At 73.7% G+C, this 17,542-nt stretch carries 16 protein-coding genes and 1 pseudogene; 5 read left to right on the forward strand and 12 right to left on the reverse strand.

The features are described 5' to 3' along the window. Nucleotides 1–11 precede the first annotated feature (11 nt). The 3 genes and pseudogenes from AB0F13_RS15090 to recN all read right to left on the reverse strand — a co-directional run bounded on the left by AB0F13_RS15090 (nt 12) and on the right by recN (nt 4,031). On the reverse strand, nt 12–1,130 hold the full coding sequence (locus AB0F13_RS15090; RefSeq protein WP_362080874.1) for a glycosyltransferase family 4 protein: 1,119 nt from the start codon (nt 1,128–1,130) through the stop codon (nt 12–14). Between the two features lie 135 nt (nt 1,131–1,265). Continuing rightward, nucleotides 1,266–2,012 (reverse strand): annotated as a pseudogene (locus AB0F13_RS15095) (hypothetical protein). 267 nt (nt 2,013–2,279) lie between these two features. Then, the gene (gene recN, locus AB0F13_RS15100) at nt 2,280–4,031 is read right to left on the reverse strand and encodes a DNA repair protein RecN (RefSeq protein ID WP_362080877.1); all 1,752 of its coding nucleotides are present in this window, start codon (nt 4,029–4,031) and stop codon (nt 2,280–2,282) included. 121 nt (nt 4,032–4,152) lie between these two features. On the opposite strand from recN, the gene AB0F13_RS15105 reads away from it, so the two are divergent. Further along, entirely contained in the window at nt 4,153–5,586 is a 1,434-nt protein-coding gene (locus tag AB0F13_RS15105) for a S41 family peptidase (RefSeq protein ID WP_362080881.1), read from the forward strand. A gap of 44 nt (nt 5,587–5,630) precedes the next feature. Here AB0F13_RS15105 and AB0F13_RS15110 read toward each other — a convergent pair whose 3' ends face one another. The 3 genes from AB0F13_RS15110 to AB0F13_RS15120 are packed head-to-tail and all read right to left on the reverse strand — an operon-like array spanning nt 5,631 to nt 7,628. Further along, nucleotides 5,631–6,563: an NAD kinase gene (locus AB0F13_RS15110; protein WP_362080884.1), complete on the reverse strand. Its 933-nt coding sequence runs from the start codon at nt 6,561–6,563 to the stop codon at nt 5,631–5,633. Beyond that, nucleotides 6,560–7,366, reverse strand: a complete 807-nt coding sequence (locus AB0F13_RS15115; RefSeq protein WP_362080967.1) for a TlyA family RNA methyltransferase — start codon at nt 7,364–7,366, stop codon at nt 6,560–6,562. The genes AB0F13_RS15110 and AB0F13_RS15115 overlap by 4 nt, the downstream gene beginning before the upstream one ends. Before the next feature lie 13 nt (nt 7,367–7,379). After that, nucleotides 7,380–7,628: a hypothetical protein gene (locus tag AB0F13_RS15120; protein WP_362080887.1), complete on the reverse strand. Its 249-nt coding sequence runs from the start codon at nt 7,626–7,628 to the stop codon at nt 7,380–7,382. 69 nt (nt 7,629–7,697) lie between these two features. On the opposite strand from AB0F13_RS15120, the gene AB0F13_RS15125 reads away from it, so the two are divergent. Then, complete coding sequence (locus AB0F13_RS15125; RefSeq protein ID WP_362080890.1) at nt 7,698–8,045, forward strand: sterol-binding protein; 348 nt, start codon at nt 7,698–7,700, stop codon at nt 8,043–8,045. Here AB0F13_RS15125 and AB0F13_RS15130 read toward each other — a convergent pair. Genes AB0F13_RS15130 through AB0F13_RS15140 form a run of 3 tightly spaced genes read right to left on the reverse strand, consistent with a single transcriptional unit; the run spans nt 7,993 to nt 11,056 of the window. Beyond that, nucleotides 7,993–8,955 carry an ABC transporter ATP-binding protein gene (locus AB0F13_RS15130; protein WP_362080893.1) on the reverse strand — a complete coding sequence of 321 codons (963 nt, stop codon included), beginning with the start codon at nt 8,953–8,955 and terminating at the stop codon, nt 7,993–7,995. The two genes, AB0F13_RS15125 and AB0F13_RS15130, sit on opposite strands and share 53 nt — an antisense overlap. Nucleotides 8,956–8,981: 26 nt before the next feature. Next, nucleotides 8,982–10,010 (reverse strand): iron chelate uptake ABC transporter family permease subunit, encoded by a 1,029-nt coding sequence (locus AB0F13_RS15135; RefSeq protein WP_362080896.1) that lies wholly within the window; start codon nt 10,008–10,010, stop codon nt 8,982–8,984. Continuing rightward, nucleotides 10,007–11,056 carry an iron chelate uptake ABC transporter family permease subunit gene (locus AB0F13_RS15140; protein ID WP_362080899.1) on the reverse strand — a complete coding sequence of 350 codons (1,050 nt, stop codon included), beginning with the start codon at nt 11,054–11,056 and terminating at the stop codon, nt 10,007–10,009. Before AB0F13_RS15140 ends, AB0F13_RS15135 begins: the two co-directional genes overlap by 4 nt. A 55-nt stretch (nt 11,057–11,111) precedes the next feature. Between AB0F13_RS15140 and AB0F13_RS15145 the strand changes: the two genes are divergently transcribed. Beyond that, nucleotides 11,112–12,149, forward strand: coding sequence for an ABC transporter substrate-binding protein (locus AB0F13_RS15145; protein ID WP_362080902.1), 1,038 nt, complete (start codon nt 11,112–11,114; stop codon nt 12,147–12,149). 46 nt (nt 12,150–12,195) lie between these two features. Continuing rightward, complete coding sequence (locus AB0F13_RS15150) at nt 12,196–13,068, forward strand: siderophore-interacting protein (protein ID WP_362080905.1); 873 nt, start codon at nt 12,196–12,198, stop codon at nt 13,066–13,068. Between the two features lie 158 nt (nt 13,069–13,226). Here the strand turns inward: AB0F13_RS15150 and AB0F13_RS15155 are convergent, their stop codons facing one another. Beyond that, nucleotides 13,227–14,258, reverse strand: a complete 1,032-nt coding sequence (locus AB0F13_RS15155) for an HAD hydrolase-like protein (RefSeq protein WP_362080908.1) — start codon at nt 14,256–14,258, stop codon at nt 13,227–13,229. A gap of 75 nt (nt 14,259–14,333) precedes the next feature. On the opposite strand from AB0F13_RS15155, the gene AB0F13_RS15160 reads away from it, so the two are divergent. Continuing rightward, entirely contained in the window at nt 14,334–15,641 is a 1,308-nt protein-coding gene (locus AB0F13_RS15160) for a DUF1015 domain-containing protein (RefSeq protein ID WP_362080911.1), read from the forward strand. A gap of 104 nt (nt 15,642–15,745) precedes the next feature. Here AB0F13_RS15160 and AB0F13_RS15165 read toward each other — a convergent pair whose 3' ends face one another. After that, nucleotides 15,746–16,690 carry a hypothetical protein gene (locus tag AB0F13_RS15165; RefSeq protein ID WP_362080914.1) on the reverse strand — a complete coding sequence of 315 codons (945 nt, stop codon included), beginning with the start codon at nt 16,688–16,690 and terminating at the stop codon, nt 15,746–15,748. Beyond that, nucleotides 16,687–17,542: hypothetical protein (locus AB0F13_RS15170; protein ID WP_362080917.1), on the reverse strand; the 856-nt coding region annotated here is incomplete at its 5' end. The genes AB0F13_RS15165 and AB0F13_RS15170, both read right to left, overlap by 4 nt.

Here is a 17,542-nt window from a genome sequence, read left to right on the forward strand (position 1 = left end):
CGGTGAGCGCCTCAGAGGCGTTGCTTGAGTTCGTCGTAGACGCTCAGGACGTGGGCGACGGTGTCGTCCTCCGTGGGCCAGCTCGCCGCCTGTGTGCGGCCCGCGGCCTTGAGCTCGGCACAGCGCAGCGGATCGTCGAGGAGGCGGGCCACCGCGCCCGCCAGGGCGCCGGCGTCACCGTACGGGACGAGCTCGGCGGCGTCACCGACAAGGTCGGGGACACCGCCGACCGACGTGGCGACCAGGGGGACGCCCGCGTGAAGTGCCTCCTGGGCCAGCAGGGAGCGGGCCTCCCAGCGGCTGGGCAGGATGGCGACGTCCGCCGCCGCCAGCAGTTCCGGCACGTCGTCGCGGCGGCCCACGAGCAGGATCGGCAGGTGCTCGTCCTCGATCCGGCGCTGCAGGTGCGGCCGTTCACTGCCTTCCCCCGCCATGACGAGCAGCGGCTCAGGGTCCAGCTCCCGCCAGCTCCGTGCGGCGTCCAGCAGGGGGCCGTGGCCCTGGCCCGGTTCGAGGCGGCCGACGGTGACGAGCAACGGGCGGGCGACAGCGCCGAGTTCGGCGCGGGCCTTGCTGCGCAGGTGCTCGTCCTCCTCGGGCGGGCAGGACGGCGGGGGCAGCGCCACCGGCGCCAGCCGGGCGTCACGGGCGCCGCGCCGTCGCGCCCGGTCGACCAGGTCGGGGCAGGCGCCCAGGACGACGGCCGCGGCGCGCGCGGCCTGCCGCTCCATCAGCCGTACGACGTGGGACCGGGCGCCCGCGGCACATACCGGGGCATGCCAGGTGACGACCAGCGGCGTGGGGCGCCCCCGAAGGGCCAGGGCTGCCAGCATTCCGGACCGCAGTCCGTGCGCGTGCACCACGTCCGCGCCATCACTCGCCGCCCTGATCGCGGCGACGGACAGGGCGTTGGTGCCCGCCCTCAACGGCGTGAAGGCCGCCCCCGCCGCCGCGAACCCGTACCTCTGCGCGGCCACCGGCGCCCCGCACACCGTCACCCGCAGTCCCCGGGCCACCAGGCCGTCCGCCAGGGACCGCACGTGCGCACCGCTCCCCGCGCTTCCGCTGCCCAGAACCTGAACAGCGTGCAGAGGCGGCCGCCCGTGCGAGGGGCCGGGTGTGCTGCTCACGCGGGGGAAGCTCCTGAGTCGACGTCGGGCGGGGCGTACGGCGAGGTGCTGAGCCCAGGATGCCAGCCTCGACTGACATCTCGGGACCACCGTTCCGAGGGCGGCCCGTCCCACCTCGCCCGCAGATCCCCGGATTCACCCACTTTGGCGATTCCGCCGGTCCGCCGTGATCGTCACGGCTGTCAGTACGGCGGCGTGCAGCATCAGGCCTGCCCGGCCGTTGCCCACCACGACGGCGAGCCCGAGCCCCGCACCGAGTGCGTGCGCGCCCGTGTCGCCGAGCATGGTGCGCTCACCGAGGTCGTCGGCGATCAGGGCCGCGGCCGCTCCCACCGGTCCGGCGGCCACCTGTGCGGCGGCGCCGCCGCGCAGCATTCCGCCCGCGCCCAGCGCGATGACCGCGCCCGCGGCCCGCCCGGGCCGCACGTCCAGCAGATTGACCGCGTGCGCCGAGCCGGCGATCACCACACCGGCTAGCACCCGGTCCAGCGGCCGGTCCCGGAGCACCGCCCCGGCGGCGAGGGCCGCCGCCCCGGTCCCCAGGAGCTTGACCGCGCCGCTGGTCAAGTCCCCGCTCCGCAGCGCCGACAGGTGCGCCCGGAAGCCGCGCCGGGAATCCCCCGCGCCGACGACGTCGTCGTACGCCCCGCAGGCGCCGGCGGCGAGCACGGCCAGCACCCCGGCGGCCCGCTGCCGTACCGGCAGCGCACGCGCCGCTGCGACGGCCGCGGCCGTTCCGAGCACGGCGCCGGGCCCGGCACACAGGTCGACGGTCCGCCCGGCGCGGTTCCGGCGCTCTCAAAAGGCCCTCCCTCCGGGCCGGGTGCGCCGCACCACCTCGTACCCCCCGAGCGCCCCCACCACAGCTACCCCGAGCCCCATTGCCTCGCCTTTCCCATCCACACAGCACCGACCGCGGACCACTGAAACGACCGGGACCCGCAGCCGCCGACCGACGGGAGGGGCCGGGGTGGGACGGGCCCTGGCAGGGGGCGTAAGGGTTATTTGCGGCGACGTTCGGAGCACGCACTACGGTGACGGTGGCCGTAAATAATCCAGCCCCAGAAGGGCCCGTCCCACCCCGGCCCCGCCCCACACGCACCGCAAGCGCCCCCCGGCGCACGCCCCCCCAACACACCCCGCGCGCCGTCAGCGCCCCGCCCGCGCCGCCTCCAGCAATTCCTCCGCATGCGCCCGCGCCGACTGCGAGTCCTCCTGACCCGCCAGCATCCGCGACAGCTCCCGCACCCGCTCCTCGCCCTCCATCGCCTGGACCCCGCTGCGGGTGACCGCGCCGTCATGGGTCTTCTCCACGACCAGATGCCGGTCGGCGAACGCGGCCACCTGCGGAAGGTGGGTGACGACGACGACCTGCGCCGACTGCGCGAGCCGTGCCAGGCGCCGCCCCACCTCCACCGCGGCTTTGCCGCCGACCCCCGCGTCGACCTCGTCGAAGAGATACGTCGGCACGGGGTCGGTGCCCGCGAAGACGACCTCCACCGCGAGCATGACGCGGGAGAGCTCGCCGCCCGAGGCGCCCTTGGCGATGGGCCGCGGCTGGGCGCCGGGGTGCGAGGTGAGGAGCAGTTCGACGTCGTCCGCGCCGTGCGGCCCGTACGCGACGGCGCGGCCGCCGACGTCGATGCCGGCGGCGTCGTCGGCCACCTCGTTCTGCCGGATGGAGAAGGTCACCCGGGCATGCGGCATGGCGAGGGAGGCGAGCTCCTCGGTGACCGCCCCGGCGAATCGCTGCGCCGCCTCCGTGCGGGCGTCGGTCAGCGCCTGTGCCAGCTCGCCGAGTTCGGCACGGAGCGCGTCGCGCTCGGCGGTGAGCTCGCCGATGCGGTCGTCGTCGCCCTCCAGCTCGCTCAGCCGGGCGGCGCCGCGCTCGGCCCAGGCGAGGACCGCGGTGATGTCCTGGCCGTACTTGCGGGTCAGGTGCGTGAGCGCGGCCCGCCGCTCCTCGACGGCCGCCAGGCGCCGCGGGTCGGCGTCCAGACCGGAGGCGTATCCCGCCAGGTCCCCGGCCGCGTCGGCCAGCAGGATGCCCAGCTCGCCGATGCGGTCGGCGAGGGCGGCGAGGGCCGGGTCGTGGGAGCGCACGGAGTCCAGCGCCCGGTGGGCGCCCGCGACGAGCGTGCGGGCGTCGATGCCCTCGGGGTCCTCGGGGTCGCCGGCCAGCGCGGCGTGCGCGGCGGTGGCGGCGGAGGCCAGAGCCTCGGCGTGGCCGAGCCGCTCGGCCTCGGCGGCGAGTTCGGCGTCCTCGCCCGGCAGGGGCTCGGCGGCGGCGACCTCGTCCAGGCCGAAGCGCAGCAGGTCGGCTTCCTGCGCCCGTTCCCGGGCGCGCGTGGTCAGCTCGTCCAGTTCGGCGGCGGCGGCCCGCAGCCTGCGGTAGGCGCCGGTGTACTTGGCCAGCGGCACGGCCACCGCATCACCCGCGTACCGGTCGAGGGCCTGGCGCTGCCGTGCGGGGCGCAGGAGACCCTGCTGGTCGGTCTGCCCGTGCACGGCCACCAGGTCGTCCGCGAGCTCGCCCAGCAGCCCCACGGGCACGCTGCGCCCGCCCACGTGGGCGCGCGAGCGCCCCTCCGCGGAGAGGGTGCGGCTGATGAGCAGCGTGCCGTCGTCGAGTTCGGCACCGGCCTCCTCGGCCCGTACGGCCACGGGGGACCGGCGGTCGACGGCGATCCGCCCCTCCACGACGGCGGCCTTGGCCCCCACCCGCACCAACGCCGGGTCGGCGCGCCCGCCGAGCAGCAGGCCGAGGCTGGTGACGACCATGGTCTTGCCTGCGCCGGTCTCGCCGGTCACCGCCGTGAAACCAGGTGACAGCTCGACCACCGCGTCGTCAATGACGCCCAAGGACCGGATCCGCATCTCCTCCAACACGGATACGACCATACGAGGTTCCGGGGGTCCCTCGCGACGGCCTCCCCCACCGAGGCCCCTGGGGAGAACCCCACCACCGTTCCGGGTGACCGCTCCATCGCCCCGGCATCCCTTGGGGCGTCAGGCTGGAACCATGATCATCCGCGAGCGCGGCCGCCACGCCGCCACTTTCGTACTCAGCACGGCCATCGCCCTCGCCACCGTCGCCGGCGCGCAGATCGCGACCGCCCACTCGTCCCGGCCGGCTTCTGCCACCGCGCTGGACGGCGTGTGGCGGATGGACGGCTACGGCACGGTCGTCTCCGTCGAGGAGGGGGGCCGGCGGCTGCGCGCATACGAAACGGCGGGGGCCGGCTGCCTGCCGGGCGACGTCACCGAGCTGACCGGCACGCCCGGTATCACCCTCACCCCGGCGGGCCCGGGCCGGGCCCGGCTCGGCTACGCGGGGAGCGTGGGCCACCGCACACTGCGGCGCATCGCCACCCTGCCCGCCGCCTGCCGCGACGAGCACCCGGCCAAGGACAAGCGTGCCGTGTTCGACACCTTCTGGCAGACGTACGCGGAGAACTACCCCTTCTTCGCCGCGAAGGGCGTCGACTGGCGCGCCGTCCGCGACCGCTACCGGCCGCAGGTCACCGACAGGACCACGGACGACGAGCTGTTCGCCGTCCTGAGGAAGATGACCGAGCCGCTGCACGACGGGCACACGTACCTGATGAGGGGCGCATGCGACGAGAGCCCGGGGAACTGCTTCGGCGGGCACCGCGAGGACACCCCGTTCCCCACGCCGGAACTCATCGCGAAGATCGACAAGTCGGTCACCGACAACGTGGGCGCCTCCCGGCTCCGCACATGGGGCCAGGGCAAGGGGAAAGGGAAGATCGCCTTCGCGGAGCTGCCGGACGGCACCGGCTACCTCCGCCTGACCGGCTTCGTCAACTACACCGACGACCACACCTTCGAGGCGGACAGCGCCGAACTCGACCGCGCCCTGGACGCCGTCTTCACCCCCGGGCGGACCACCGGCCCCAAGGCCCTGCGCGGCCTGGTCCTCGACCTGCGCCTCAACGGCGGCGGCTCCGACCGCCTGGGCCTGCGCGTCGCCGAGCGGCTGACGGACCGCCCGTACACGGCGTACCTCAAGCACGCACGGAACGATCCCAAGGACCCCCGCACGTTCACACCGGCCGAAGCGGTGCAGGTGGTTCCGCACAAGGCCGGCGCCTACACGGGCCCCGTCGCGGTCCTCACCGGCCGCCTGACGATCAGCGCGGGCGAGACCACGACCCAGGCGCTCATGGGCCGCACGCCCGCCGCCGTACGGATCGGCCAGAACACGAACGGCTCGTTCTCGGACGTCCTCGAGCGACGGCTGCCGAACGGCTGGCGCTTCGGCCTGCCGAACGAGGAGTTCCTGAGCGCGGCCGACGGCAGGACGACGTACGACGGCGACGGCATAGCGCCGGATGTCCGGACGCCGGTCTTCACAGAGGAGGACCTGGCGTCGGGCCGGGACCCGGCCCTGACAGAGGCCCGCAAGCGCCTGTCCGACCGGCGCCGAGGCTGACAACCGACCGGAGGGGCCGGGGCCCCCGGCCCCACGGCCACGGCCTAGTGCGGCGCCCCCCGCCACCCGGCAACCGGCAGCGCGAACTTGGCCACCAACCGGTCCGTGAACGACGCGTGATGCAGCCGCGCCAGCCGCACCGGCACGGCTCCACGCCGTACCTCCACCCGCGCCCCGGCCGGCAGTTCCACGGTCCGCCGCCCGTCGCACCACAGCACCCCGTTCGGCGTCTGCGGCTGCACCTCCACCGCCAGCACCGAGTCGGGCGCCGTCACCAGCGGCTTGGCGAACAGCGCGTGCGCGCTGATGGGAACCATCAACAGGGCCTCGACCTCAGGCCATACAACAGGCCCGCCCGCCGAAAAGGCGTACGCGGTCGACCCGGTCGGCGTAGCACACACCACACCGTCCCCGCCGAACCGCGAGACGGGCCGCCCGTCGACCTCCGTCACGACCTCCAGCAGCCGCTCCCGCGCCGCCTTCTCGACCGAGGCCTCGTTCAGCGCCCAGTCCCTGTGCACGATGTGCCCGTCGGTGCGTACGAGGACGTCGAGGGTCATCCGCTCCTCGACCTCGTAGGCGCGCGTGACGACCCGGTCGACGACCTTGTCCAGGTCGTCGCGCTCGGCCTCGGCGAGGAAGCCGACGCGCCCGAGGTTGACGCCCAGCATCGGCACCCCGGACCGCCGCGCGAACTCCGCGCCGCGCAGCAGCGTGCCGTCGCCGCCGAGGACGACCAGCAGCTCACAGCCCTCGAGGGCATCCGGTTCGCCCGGGCCGGCCTCGACGCGCTCCGCCGAACCCGGCAGCGGCAGGTCGGCGGCCTCCTCGGCCAGCACCCGCACGCCGATGCCGCAGCGCAGCAGCCCTTGGACGACGAGTTCGGCACTGCGGATGGCCGCTGGGCGCCCGGTGTGGGCGAGCAGGAAAACGGTGCGTCCAGCCGGTACTGCCGATGGTGCTTCTGAAGTGGTCAACGGGGCCCCTCCGCCACTGCTCGGTCGACGTCGGCCGGGTCCAGTTCAGGCGCACCGGCGCGCAGCCACAGAAAGTACTCGACATTGCCGGACGGTCCGGGCAGCGGGCTGGCCGTAACCCCCAGTACGCCGAGCCCCAGCCCGGCCGCGCGGCCGGCGACGGCCCGTACCGCCTCGGCCCGCAGCTGGGTGCTGCGCACGACACCGCCCGTGCCCAGCCGTTCCTTGCCGACCTCGAACTGCGGCTTGACCATCAGCACCAGGTCCGCGTCGGGCGCGGCGCAGCGCACCAGTGCGGGCAGGACCAGGCCGAGCGGGATGAAGGACAGGTCGCCGACGACGAGATCCACCGGCAGCCCGTCGATCTGCTCCAGCGTCAGTTCGCGTACGTTCGTCCGGTCCTTCACGGTGACCCGCTCATCACTCTGCAGCGACCAGGCCAGCTGCCCGTACCCGACGTCGACGGCGACGACGTGGGCTGCGCCCGAGCGCAGCAGGACGTCGGTGAAGCCGCCCGTGGACGCCCCCGCGTCCAGCGCCCGCCGCCCCTCGACCTTCAGGCCCTTCGGGACGAACGCGGCGAGCGCGCCCGCGAGCTTGTGGCCGCCGCGCGAGACGTAGTCGGGGTCGCTGTCGTCCTGGGTGACGACGAGGGCGGCGCCGGTCTCCACCTGCGTGGCGGCCTTGGTGGCCGTCGTACCGCCGACGGTCACGCGGCCTGCGGCGATCAGCTGGCTCGCGTGCTCACGCGAACGGGCCAGCTTGCGGCGCACCAGCTCCGCGTCGAGTCGGCGGCGGGTCACTGCCACGTGCGGTTCAGCTCCTGTTGTCGTACGGACGCGTGGGGGCCGCGGGCGGCGGCCCCGGGCGCTGGTCGAGCGCGGTGAGCGCGTCGCGCAGCCCTTGGTGTACATCCTCGTACACCCGCAGGTGGCCACCGGCGTCGAGGTGGTCGGCGTCCGCCAGCCGGGCCAGCCGCTCGTCGACGTCGGCGTTGCCGGTGGGGGTGCGTTCCACGCCGAGGGGCTGCGGCGGCTGCGGCTGCGGCTGCGTCGGGTCGGTCATGACTCCGACGCTACCTCGGAACGCGGGCTTGTCCTGTGTTCCCGGCCCCCTGGGGTACCGTCCATTGCGATGGCGACCATTGAGGAGTGCCTGGGCGCACTCGACCGGCTGGCGGAGAATCTCGCGGGCGCGAGCGGTGATCTGCGCGGTGCCGCCGCGCCCGACCGCTCGCTCAGCTGCCACGTCACCGACCTCGACGTCACCTTCGTGGGCCACCTCCGGGACGGCCACATCAAGGAGGTGCGCACCGTGCGGGGCACGCCGGAGCAGCGGGCCGAGATCGGCCTGGAGATGACCGGTGACGATCTGGTGGCCCTGGTCGAGGGCAAGCTGAACTTCGCGCGTGCCTGGGCCGGCGGCCGGGTCAAGGTGAAGGCGGGCCTGCGGGACGTGCTCCGTCTCCGCGCGATCCTGTAGCGGCGGCCACCCCTGTGGAGGCGGCCGCCGTACGGGCCCGGCGGGCGGCCGGTACGACCAGGGGGGTGCCCGTCTGCGGGTCCTCGATGACCTGGCAGCGCAGCCCGAAGACGTCCTCGACGAGGGCAGCCGTCACCACGTCTGCCGGCGCGCCCTCGGCGACGATCCGGCCGTCGCGCATGGCGATGAGGTGGGTGGCGTAGCGCGCGGCGTGGTTGAGGTCGTGGAGGACGGCGACGAGGGTGCGTTCCTGGCTCTCGTGGAGCTCGGCGCACAGGTCCAGGAGCTCGATCTGGTGCTGGATGTCGAGGAACGTGGTCGGCTCGTCGAGGAGCAGCAGCGGGGTGCGCTGGGCGAGGGCCATGGCGATCCACACGCGCTGCCGCTGTCCGCCGGAGAGCTCGTCGACGTACCGGTCGGCGAGGGCCGCCACGCCGGTGGCCGCCATCGACTCCTCGACGACGCGCTCGTCCTGCGGTGACCACTGCCGCAGCAGCCCCTGGTGCGGGTAGCGGCCGCGGGCGACGAGGTCGGCGACGGTGATGCCGTCCGGCGTCACCGACGACTGCGGCAGCAGCCCGAGGGTGCGGGCGACCTTCTTGGCGGGGAGGGAGCCGATGGCCGAGCCGTCCAGCAGTACGGAGCCGGAGGCCGGCTTGAGCATCCGGGACATGGCGCGCAGCAGCGTGGACTTGCCGCAGGCGTTGGGGCCGACGATGACGGTGAAGGAGTTGTCGGGGATGGTGACGGAGAGGTTCTCGGCGATCACCCGCCCGTTGTAGGCGAGGGTGACGGATTCGGCCGAAAGCCGGCTCGCCGTATGCGTCTTGTTCGCTTCTCCGCCCGCGCGGCGCCGAGGTGCGGCCGTCGCAGTCGTCTGCGGCCCGGTGGCCGCGAGTGTGTCACTCACGGTGGTGGTCCTGTCCTTGGGTGTACTCATATCCGCCCCGCCCTGCGCTCGGTGAACAGCAGCCACAGCAGGTAGCACCCGCCGAGCATGCCGGTGAGGGCCCCGACGGGCAGCTGGTCCGCGCCGAACAGCCGCTGGGAGGCCCAGTCGGCGGTGACGAGCAGGGCCGCGCCCGTGCAGGCGGCGGCGGTGAGGCCGGGGCCGGGCGAGCGGGTCAGGCGCCGGGCGAGCTGGGGGGCGGCGAGGGCGACGAAGGAGACGGGCCCGCAGGCGGCGGTGGCGGCGGCGGTCAGCAGCACGGCGGCCGCCATGGTCACCAGCCTCGTCCGCTCGACGGGCACGCCGAGCGCGTACGCCGAGTCGTCGCCCGTCTCCAGCATCCGCAGGCCCCGGCTGTGGCCGAGGACCAGGGGTACGAGCACGGCGCACGCGGCGAGCAGGGGCCACACCTGGCTCCAGTCGCGGCCGTTGAGGGAGCCGACCATCCATACCGTCGAGCGGGCCGCGTCGGTGAGACCGGCCTGGGTGAGCAGGTAGCCGATGACGGCGGTGAGGATGGCGGCCATGGCGATGCCGACGAGCACGAACCGGTAGCCGTGCACGCCCTTCTTCCAGGCCAGCGCATAGACGGCGGCCCCGGAGAGGAGGCCGCCGGCCACGGCTCCGGCGGCGACGGCCCCGGTGTCGCCCCGGAAGAGGACGATGACCGCCAGCGCGCCCGCCGTGGAGCCCTGGCCGAGGCCGATGACGTCCGGGCTGCCCAGGGGGTTGCGGGAGACGGACTGGAAGACCGCACCGGCCAGAGCGAGGGCCGCGCCGGCGAGCAGGCCGACGAGGACGCGCGGCAGTCGCAGGTCGTGCACGATGAACTCCTGCGCCGCGGTGCCGTTGCCGGCCAGGGTCCGCAGGACGTCGGCGGGCGACATCGGGTAGTCGCCGGTGCCGATGAGGGCGACGGAGGCGGCGAGCGCGGCGGCCGCCAGCAGCAGGACGACGAGCGTGGCCCGCGGGTCCACGCGCAGGGACAGTCCGCCTCGGGTGCGTAGGGCCTTCACAGCTGAGCCATCCTCCGGCGCCGTACGAGATGAATGAAGACGGGCCCGCCGATCAGTGCGGTGACGATGCCGGCCTGGAGCTCGGAGGGGCGGGTGACGACGCGGCCGGCGATGTCCGCGCCGAGCAGCAGGACGGGCGAGAGGATCGCCGTGTAGGGCAGGACCCAGCGCAGGTCGGGGCCGGTGAACGAGCGGACGGCGTGCGGCACCATCAGCCCGATGAAGACGATGGGCCCGCAGGCGGCGGTGGCTGCGCCGCACAGGAGGGTGACGCTCCCCAGGGCGAGGACGCGCGTCGTGGTCAGCCGGGTGCCGAGCGCCCGGGCCCGGTCGTCGCCGAGGGCCATGGCGTTGAGCGGCTTGGCCAGCCCGAGGACCAGCACCACGCCCACCGCGATGAACGGTGCGACCTGCGCGACCACGGTGGCGTTGGCCGGGGCCAGCGAACCGACGGTCCAAAAGCGCATCTTGTCCAGGGCGGCGGAGTCCATCAGCTCGACGGAGTAGATGTAGCCGTTGAGGGCGGCGCTCACGGCGGTGCCCGCCAGGGCGAGGCGTACGGGCGTGGCGCCCCGGGTGCCGCCGAGCGCGTGGACGACCACGGACACGAGGGCCGCGCCGAGGAAGGCGAACCACACGTAGCCGGTCAGTGAGGTGACGCCGAGGAAGCTGATGCCGGAGACGACGGCGGCCGCGGCTCCGGCGCTGATGCCGAACAGCCCGGGGTCGGCGAGCGGGTTGCGGGTGAGGGCCTGCATGACCGTGCCCGCGAGCCCGAGTCCGGTGCCGACGAGCAGCCCGAGGACGGTGCGGGGAACACGGACGTCCCGTACGACCACGTCCGTCTCGTTGCCGGTGTAGTGGAACAGCCCGTGCCAGACCTGGTCCAGGGGCATCTGTTTTGCGCCGACGGCGACGGACGCGACGACGACCAGCAGCAGGACGCCCGTCGCGGCCGGCAGTCCGGCGGCGCGCAGCGCGCCTGGGCGGCGTGGCGCGGCCTGGGGGGCGGCGGCGCTCGGTTGAGGGGGGCTGTCGACCAACACCCAGTTAGGTTAGCCTACCCTCACCTTTGTTCCTCACGGAGAGAAGCACTACCCCATGAGCACCCCCCGCGCCATAGCTCCATCCCGCCGCTCCATCCTGACGGCGGGTGGTGCCCTGGGCATCGGCGCCCTGCTCACCGCGTGCGGGGGCGGCGGCTCGTCCTCCGGTCCGGCCGGCACCTCCGGCCCGGCCGGCGCCAGGAGCGGGCCGTGGACCTTCAAGGACGACCGCGGCCGGACCGTCGAGGCCGGCAGGACCCCCCGGCGGATCGTCGCCTTCACCGGCACCGCGGCCGCACTCCACGACTTCGGGGTCGAGTGCGTCGGCGTCTTCGGCCCCACCACGCTCAAGGACGGCAAGCCCGACCCGCAAGCCGGCGACCTCGACGTCGGCAAACTGACGGTCCTCGGCAACGCCTGGGGCGAGTTCAACATCGAGAAGTACGCGGGCATCGGCCCCGACCTGCTGATCAGCAACATGTTCGAGCCCGACGCGCTGTGGTACGTGCCGGAGGACAGCAAGAAGAAGATCCTCGGCCTCGCCCCCAGCGTCGGCCTCACCGCCGCCCGGGTCTCCATGCTGGAGCCCATCAAGCGCTACGCCGCGCTCGCCGGATCCCTCGGCGCCGATCTCACGGCCCGCAAGGTCGTCGACGCCAAGGCGCGCTTCGAGAAGGCAGCCGAGACCCTGCGCCGGACCGCCAGGTCCCACCCCCTCAAGGTCATGGCCGCCTCCGGCAGCGCCGACCTGTTCTACGTCTCCAACCCTGCCGTCAACGCCGACCTCATGTACTTCCGCGAGCTCGGCGTCGACTTCGTCGTCCCGCAAAAGCTCGACAAGGGCGGTTACTTCGAGAGCCTGAGCTGGGAGAACGCCGACAAGTACCAGGCCGACCTGATCCTGCTGGACAGCCGCACCTCCGCCCTCCAGCCCAAGGACCTCGCCGTCAAGCCCACCTGGGAGCAGCTCCCCGCCGTCAAGGCCGGGCAGGTGAGCCCCTGGCTCAGCGAACCGCGCTTCTCCTACGCCGGCTGCGCGCCGCTCCTCGAGGGCCTCGCGGCCGCGATCGAGAAGGCGAAGAAGGCGTCCTGACACCGGGAGCCCCCGACCGACCGAACCGAAAGGACCGTCTCCCGCGATGACAGACGCCCCGCCCCCGCCCTACCGCTGGTTCGACCTGCAGGTCGAACGGACCGAGCGGATCAGCCCCTCCCTGGTCCGCGTCACCTTCGGCGGCGACCGCCTCGGCGACATGGTCACCGGCGGCCGCGACCAGCGCTTCAAACTCTTCCTGCCCCGCCCCGGCCAGGACGCCCCGGTCCTCCCGGACGACCTGGGCCCGGGCTGGTACGCGCAGTGGCGCACCCAGGATCCGGCGGTGCGGGCCGTCATGCGCTCGTACACCGTCCGCGAGCTGCGCCGCGAACCCGACGAGCTGGACGTCGACTTCGTCCAGCACGGGGAGCACGGGCAGCACGGGGAGCACGGGGAGCACGGGAAGGGCACCGGTCACAGCGGGCCCGCCTCGCACTGGTCCCGTACCGCCCGCCCCGGCGACCGCGTCGCCATTCTGGGCCCGGTCGCCGAGGACAACGGCGGCGTCGACTTCCAGCCGCCGGCCGGCACCGACTGGGTGCTGGTCACCGCCGACGAGTCCGCGCTGCCCGCGGCGGCCGGCATCCTCTCCTGGCTGCCGGCGGGCACTCCCGCCAAGGTCTGGATCGAGGTGGCGCATCCGGGCGACGTCCAGGACCTGCCCACGGCCGCCGACGCCGACATCACCTGGCTGATTCGCGGCAACGCCGGCGACCGGCCCGTTCTCGACGCCGTCCGCTCCGCGGCCCTGCCCTCCGGCAACCCCTACGCCTGGATCGCCGGCGAATCCGGCACGATCCGCGCCCTGCGCCGCCACCTCGTGGGCGACCGCGGCTTCGACCGCCGCGCGGTCACCTTCACCGGCTACTGGCGCCACGGCGCCACGGAGGAAGACCTGCTGGCTGAGCTGGGCTGACCCCCTTCTTGTCCGCTGCTTGTCCTCAAGTCCTCAATCGCCGGACGGGCTGAATTCTGCTGCCGGAGGACCGGGGGTCCGCCGGGCGGGAGCCCCCGCCACGCGGCGGAGCCGCACGCCGGATACAGCGGGAACGGACCGGGGTGGGGAAAGAACCCCTACCAGCCCAGCCGCGCCAGCGCCTTCCCCGCGTCCAGGCCGCAAGACGCCTCCCCCGCCGCCGCCCAAGCCGCACCGCACAACGCCCGCAGTGCGTCGATCCGATCGCCGTCCCCGCCGAGGGCGAGGGCCTCACCGTCCGCCGACGCGGTCCAACCACCGCACCGGAACCCCTCATCGGCAGAGCCGGAAACCGCCGGGTGCGGCTCCAGCAACCCCCGCAGATCCTCCGCCACATACGTCGGCCGATGCTCCGGCCGCGCCGCGATCAGCTGCGCGGCCGTCGTCACACCGGTCAGCACCAGCAGCGAGTCCACGCCGCCCACATGCGCGCCCTCGATGTCCGTGTCGAGCCGGTCCCCGACCACCAACGGCCGCTCGGCCCCGGTCCGCAGAATCGTCTCGCGATGCATCGGCGGCAGCGGCTTGCCCGCCACCTGCGGCTCCGCACCCGTGGCTATCCGTACGATCTGCACCGCCGCACCGTTGCCCGGCGCGATGCCCCGCGCACTCGGAATCGTCAGGTCCGTATTGGACGCGTACCAGGGCACGCCCCGGGCCACCGCGTACGACGCCTCGGCCAGCCGCCCCCACGGCATCTCCATCCCGCCGAACCCCTGCACGACCGCGGCCGGTTCGTCGTCCGCCGACTCCACCGGCACGAGCCCGCGTTCGCGCAGCGCGACCCGCAGCCCCTCCGCACCGATCACCAACACCCGGGAGCCCGACGGGATCTGATCGGAGATCAGACGGGCCACCGCCTGCGCCGAGGTGATCACATCCGCCGGCTCGGCCGGCACGCCCAGCTCGGTCAGGTGCCCGGCCACCGTCTCCGGCGTACGCGCCGCATTGTTCGTCACGTACGCGAGGTGCATCCCGCCCTCCCGGGCCACCCCCAGCGATTCCACCGCGTGCACGATGGCTTCGCCACCGGCGTACACCACGCCATCGAGGTCCAGCAGCGCCGTGTCATAGGCGGCGCTCAGCCGCCTGTCGCTGCCGTCGGGCCGGGTCCGGACGGTCTGATTCATCCTGTGTTCGCTCCTTGTGCTGTACGTCTCTTCCACGATCATTGCTCATCCGGCCATGAGACATAACATTTCACAATGAGCACTTCAGGCCACGGCAACGGCGCCAACGGCAGTCTCGCAGGACAGGGGCTTCAACTCGTCCCCTTCCGAGGGCTGCGCTATGTCCCTGACCGGGTGGGCAGCCTCTCGGCGGTCACCTCACCACCGTACGACGTCGTCGTCCGGCCTGACGGCCTGCGCCACCTGGAGACCGCCGACCCGCACAACATCGTCCGGCTCATCCTCCCCCAGGCCGCCACCGCGGCCGACCGGCACCGCCAGGCAGCGGAGACGCTCCGCCGCTGGCAGGAGGAGCACGTACTCGCCGCCGATCCCGAGCCCGCGCTCTACGTCTACGAACAGCGCGGCGACGGCATACTGCAGCGCGGTCTCATCGGCGCGCTGCGCCTCACCCCGCGTGAGGAAGGCGTCGTCCTCCCCCACGAGGACGTCATGCCCCACATCATCGAGGACCGCGCAGCCCTGATGCGCGACACGGGCGCCAATCTGGAGCCCCTGCTCTTCTCCTACCGGGGCAACGGCGACGGCGCGGAAGGCGCGGCCGCCGTCATCGAGCGGGTCATCCGCACCGAGCCGTTGCTCTCCACCACCACGGAGGACGGCTACGCCCACCGGCTGTGGTCCATCACCGACCCCCGCGACCTGGCCCTCGTCGACAAGGACCTCTCGCACCAGCACGCCCTCATCGCCGACGGCCACCACCGCTGGGCGACCTACCTCCGCCTCCGCGCCGAGCAGCCCGCCCCCGGCCCCTGGGACTTCGGCCTCGTCCTCCTCGTGGACACGGCCCGCTACCCGCTGCGCGTCCGGGCCATCCACCGGCTGCTGCACCGTCTGCCGGTCGCCGAGGCACTGGACCGGCTGGGCGACGCGTTCCGGGTGCGCACGATCGACGGCCCCCTGCAGAACGCCCTCGACGCGCTGGCGGACGCCGCGTCGGGGCCGGGCAACGCCTTCGTGCTCGCCGGTGACGGCCGTTTCCACCTCCTGGACCGGCCGGACCCCGAGCTGCTGGCGCGTACGGTCCCCACCGACCGCCCGCAGGCCTGGCGCGAGCTGGACGCGACGGTTCTGCACTCGGCGCTGCTGGAACACGTCTGGCGGGTGCCGGACGGCCCCGAGTACATCGGGTACATCCACGAGACCGCGGCGGCCGTCCAGCAGGCCGAACTCCATGGCGGTACGGCGGTGCTGATGCACCCCGTGCACGAGGACGTCGTACGGGAACTCGCCGAACAGGGCGTGACGATGCCGCGCAAGTCGACGTCGTTCGGCCCTAAGCCGGCGACGGGGCTGGTGCTGCGGAGCCTGGCGCTGAACTGAAGCCGGCCGCGAAAAACATTGAGGGAAAAACATTGAGGGTGGAACCCCGGTCGGTCCAGGGTCCCACCCTCAACTGCGTTGATCACAAGTGATCAAGCAGGCTGTCAGCTCCGGTTGTCGGAGTCGGCGTCGCGGTCCTTCGCCTCGGTGGCCTCGGCCTCCGTGGCCTCAGGCTCGACGGCCTCGGTCTCGACGGTCTTGGGCTCGACGGTCTTGGGCTCGGTGGCCCCGGACTCGACGGCCTCGGGCTCGATGTCCTCGGACTCGACGGCCTCGGACTCGACGGCCTCAGTCCCGGCCTCGGGCTCCTCCTCGGCCGCGGCCTCTGCCGCGGCCTCGGTGACGTCCTCGGTCGCGTCTTCTGCCAAGGCGTCCGTGAACTCGACGCCGTCCAGCTCCGCGAGCCGGTCGGAGGCGTTGGTCGTGCCGCCCTGGTCGGCCTCGAGAGCCTTGGCGAACCACTCACGGGCCTCGGCCTCACGGCCGACGTCGAGGAGCGCTTCGGCGTAGGCGTACCGCAGTCGCGCGGTCCACGGCTGGACGGAGTTCGACGCGAGCTCGGGGCTCTGCAGCGTCACGACCGCCGCGTCGGCCTGGCCCATGTCCTTGCGGGCACCGGCGGCGACCAGGCGCATCTCGACCTGGCCGGCCTTGTCGAGCTTCAGCACCTCGGGCTCGCCGGCCATGGCCAGGGCACGCTCCGGGCGGCCCAGGCCGCGCTCGCAGTCGGCCATGACGGGCCACAGCTCGACGGAGCCGGTCATCCGGCGGGCGGCACGGAACTCGGCGAGCGCCTCGGAGTACTTGGCCGTGGCGTACGCGGCGAAGCCGGCGGCCTCACGGACGGCAGCCACGCGCGACGCGAGGCGCAGGGCGACCCGGGAGTACTCGTAGGCCTGGTCCGGGTCCTCGTCCAGCAGGTTCGCCACCATCACCAGGTTCCGCGCGACCTCTTCGGCGAGGCCCTTCGGCAGGCTCATGAGCTCCTGCCGCACGTCCTGGTCGATCTCGTCGCCGGTCACGTCGTCGGGGATCGGCAGCCGCTTCACGGGCTCCCGGTCGCCACGGTCGTCGCGGTCGTCGCGGCGGCCGAAGCCACCGGAGCGGTCGTCGCGGCCACGGTAGCCGCCGCCACCCTGCCGGTCGTCGCGACGGCCGTAGCCACCGCCCGGGCGACCACCGCGGTCATCGCGGCCACCACGGAACCCACCACGGTCGTCGTCGCGGCGCGGACCCCGGTCGTCGCGGCGGTCGTCGCGGCGGAAGCCGCCACGGTCGTCCTCACGGCGGGGGGCACGGTCGTCACGACGCTCGTCACGGCGGAAGGACGGACGGTCATCGCGACGCTCGTCGCGACGGAAGCCGCCACGGTCGTCCTCACGACGCGGACCACCGGAGCCACCACGGTCGTCGCGGCGCGGGGCGCGGTCGTCACGCGGGAAGGACGGGCGCTCGTCACGACGGTCGTCGCGACGGAAGCCACCGCGGTCGTCATCGCGACGGGGGGCGCGGTCGTCTCGGCGGAAGGACGGACGGTCGTCGCGGCGGTCGTCGCGGCGGAAGCCGCCACGGTCGTCCTCACGGCGGGGGGCACGGTCGTCACGACGCTCGTCACGGCGGAAGGACGGACGGTCATCGCGACGCTCGTCGCGACGGGGGCCACCGCGGTCGTCATCGCGACGCGGACCACCGTAGCCACCACCGGAGGGACGGCCACCACGGTCATCACGGCGCGGACCACCGTAACCGCCACCGGAGGGGCGGCCACCACGGTCGTCATCACGGCGGAAGGACGGACGGTCGTCACGACGCTCGTCGCGACGGGGGCCACCGCGGTCGTCATCGCGACGCGGACCACCGTAGCCACCACCGGAGGGACGGCCACCACGGTCATCACGGCG

The sequence above is a fragment of the Streptomyces sp. NPDC026206 genome (assembly GCF_040638465.1).
Taxonomy (GTDB): domain Bacteria; phylum Actinomycetota; class Actinomycetes; order Streptomycetales; family Streptomycetaceae; genus Streptomyces.

Coding starts and splice junctions, on each gene's coding strand:
- AB0F13_RS15150 (WP_362080905.1), top strand. CDS start 12,196: ATGACAGACGCCCCGCCCCCGCCCTACCGCTGGTTCGACCTGCAGGTC.
- AB0F13_RS15160 (WP_362080911.1), top strand. CDS start 14,334: ATGAGCACTTCAGGCCACGGCAACGGCGCCAACGGCAGTCTCGCAGGA.
- AB0F13_RS15125 (WP_362080890.1), top strand. CDS start 7,698: ATGGCGACCATTGAGGAGTGCCTGGGCGCACTCGACCGGCTGGCGGAG.
- AB0F13_RS15145 (WP_362080902.1), top strand. CDS start 11,112: ATGAGCACCCCCCGCGCCATAGCTCCATCCCGCCGCTCCATCCTGACG.
- AB0F13_RS15155 (WP_362080908.1), bottom strand. CDS start 14,258: ATGAATCAGACCGTCCGGACCCGGCCCGACGGCAGCGACAGGCGGCTG.
- AB0F13_RS15105 (WP_362080881.1), top strand. CDS start 4,153: ATGATCATCCGCGAGCGCGGCCGCCACGCCGCCACTTTCGTACTCAGC.
- recN (WP_362080877.1), bottom strand. CDS start 4,031: ATGGTCGTATCCGTGTTGGAGGAGATGCGGATCCGGTCCTTGGGCGTC.
- AB0F13_RS15120 (WP_362080887.1), bottom strand. CDS start 7,628: ATGACCGACCCGACGCAGCCGCAGCCGCAGCCGCCGCAGCCCCTCGGC.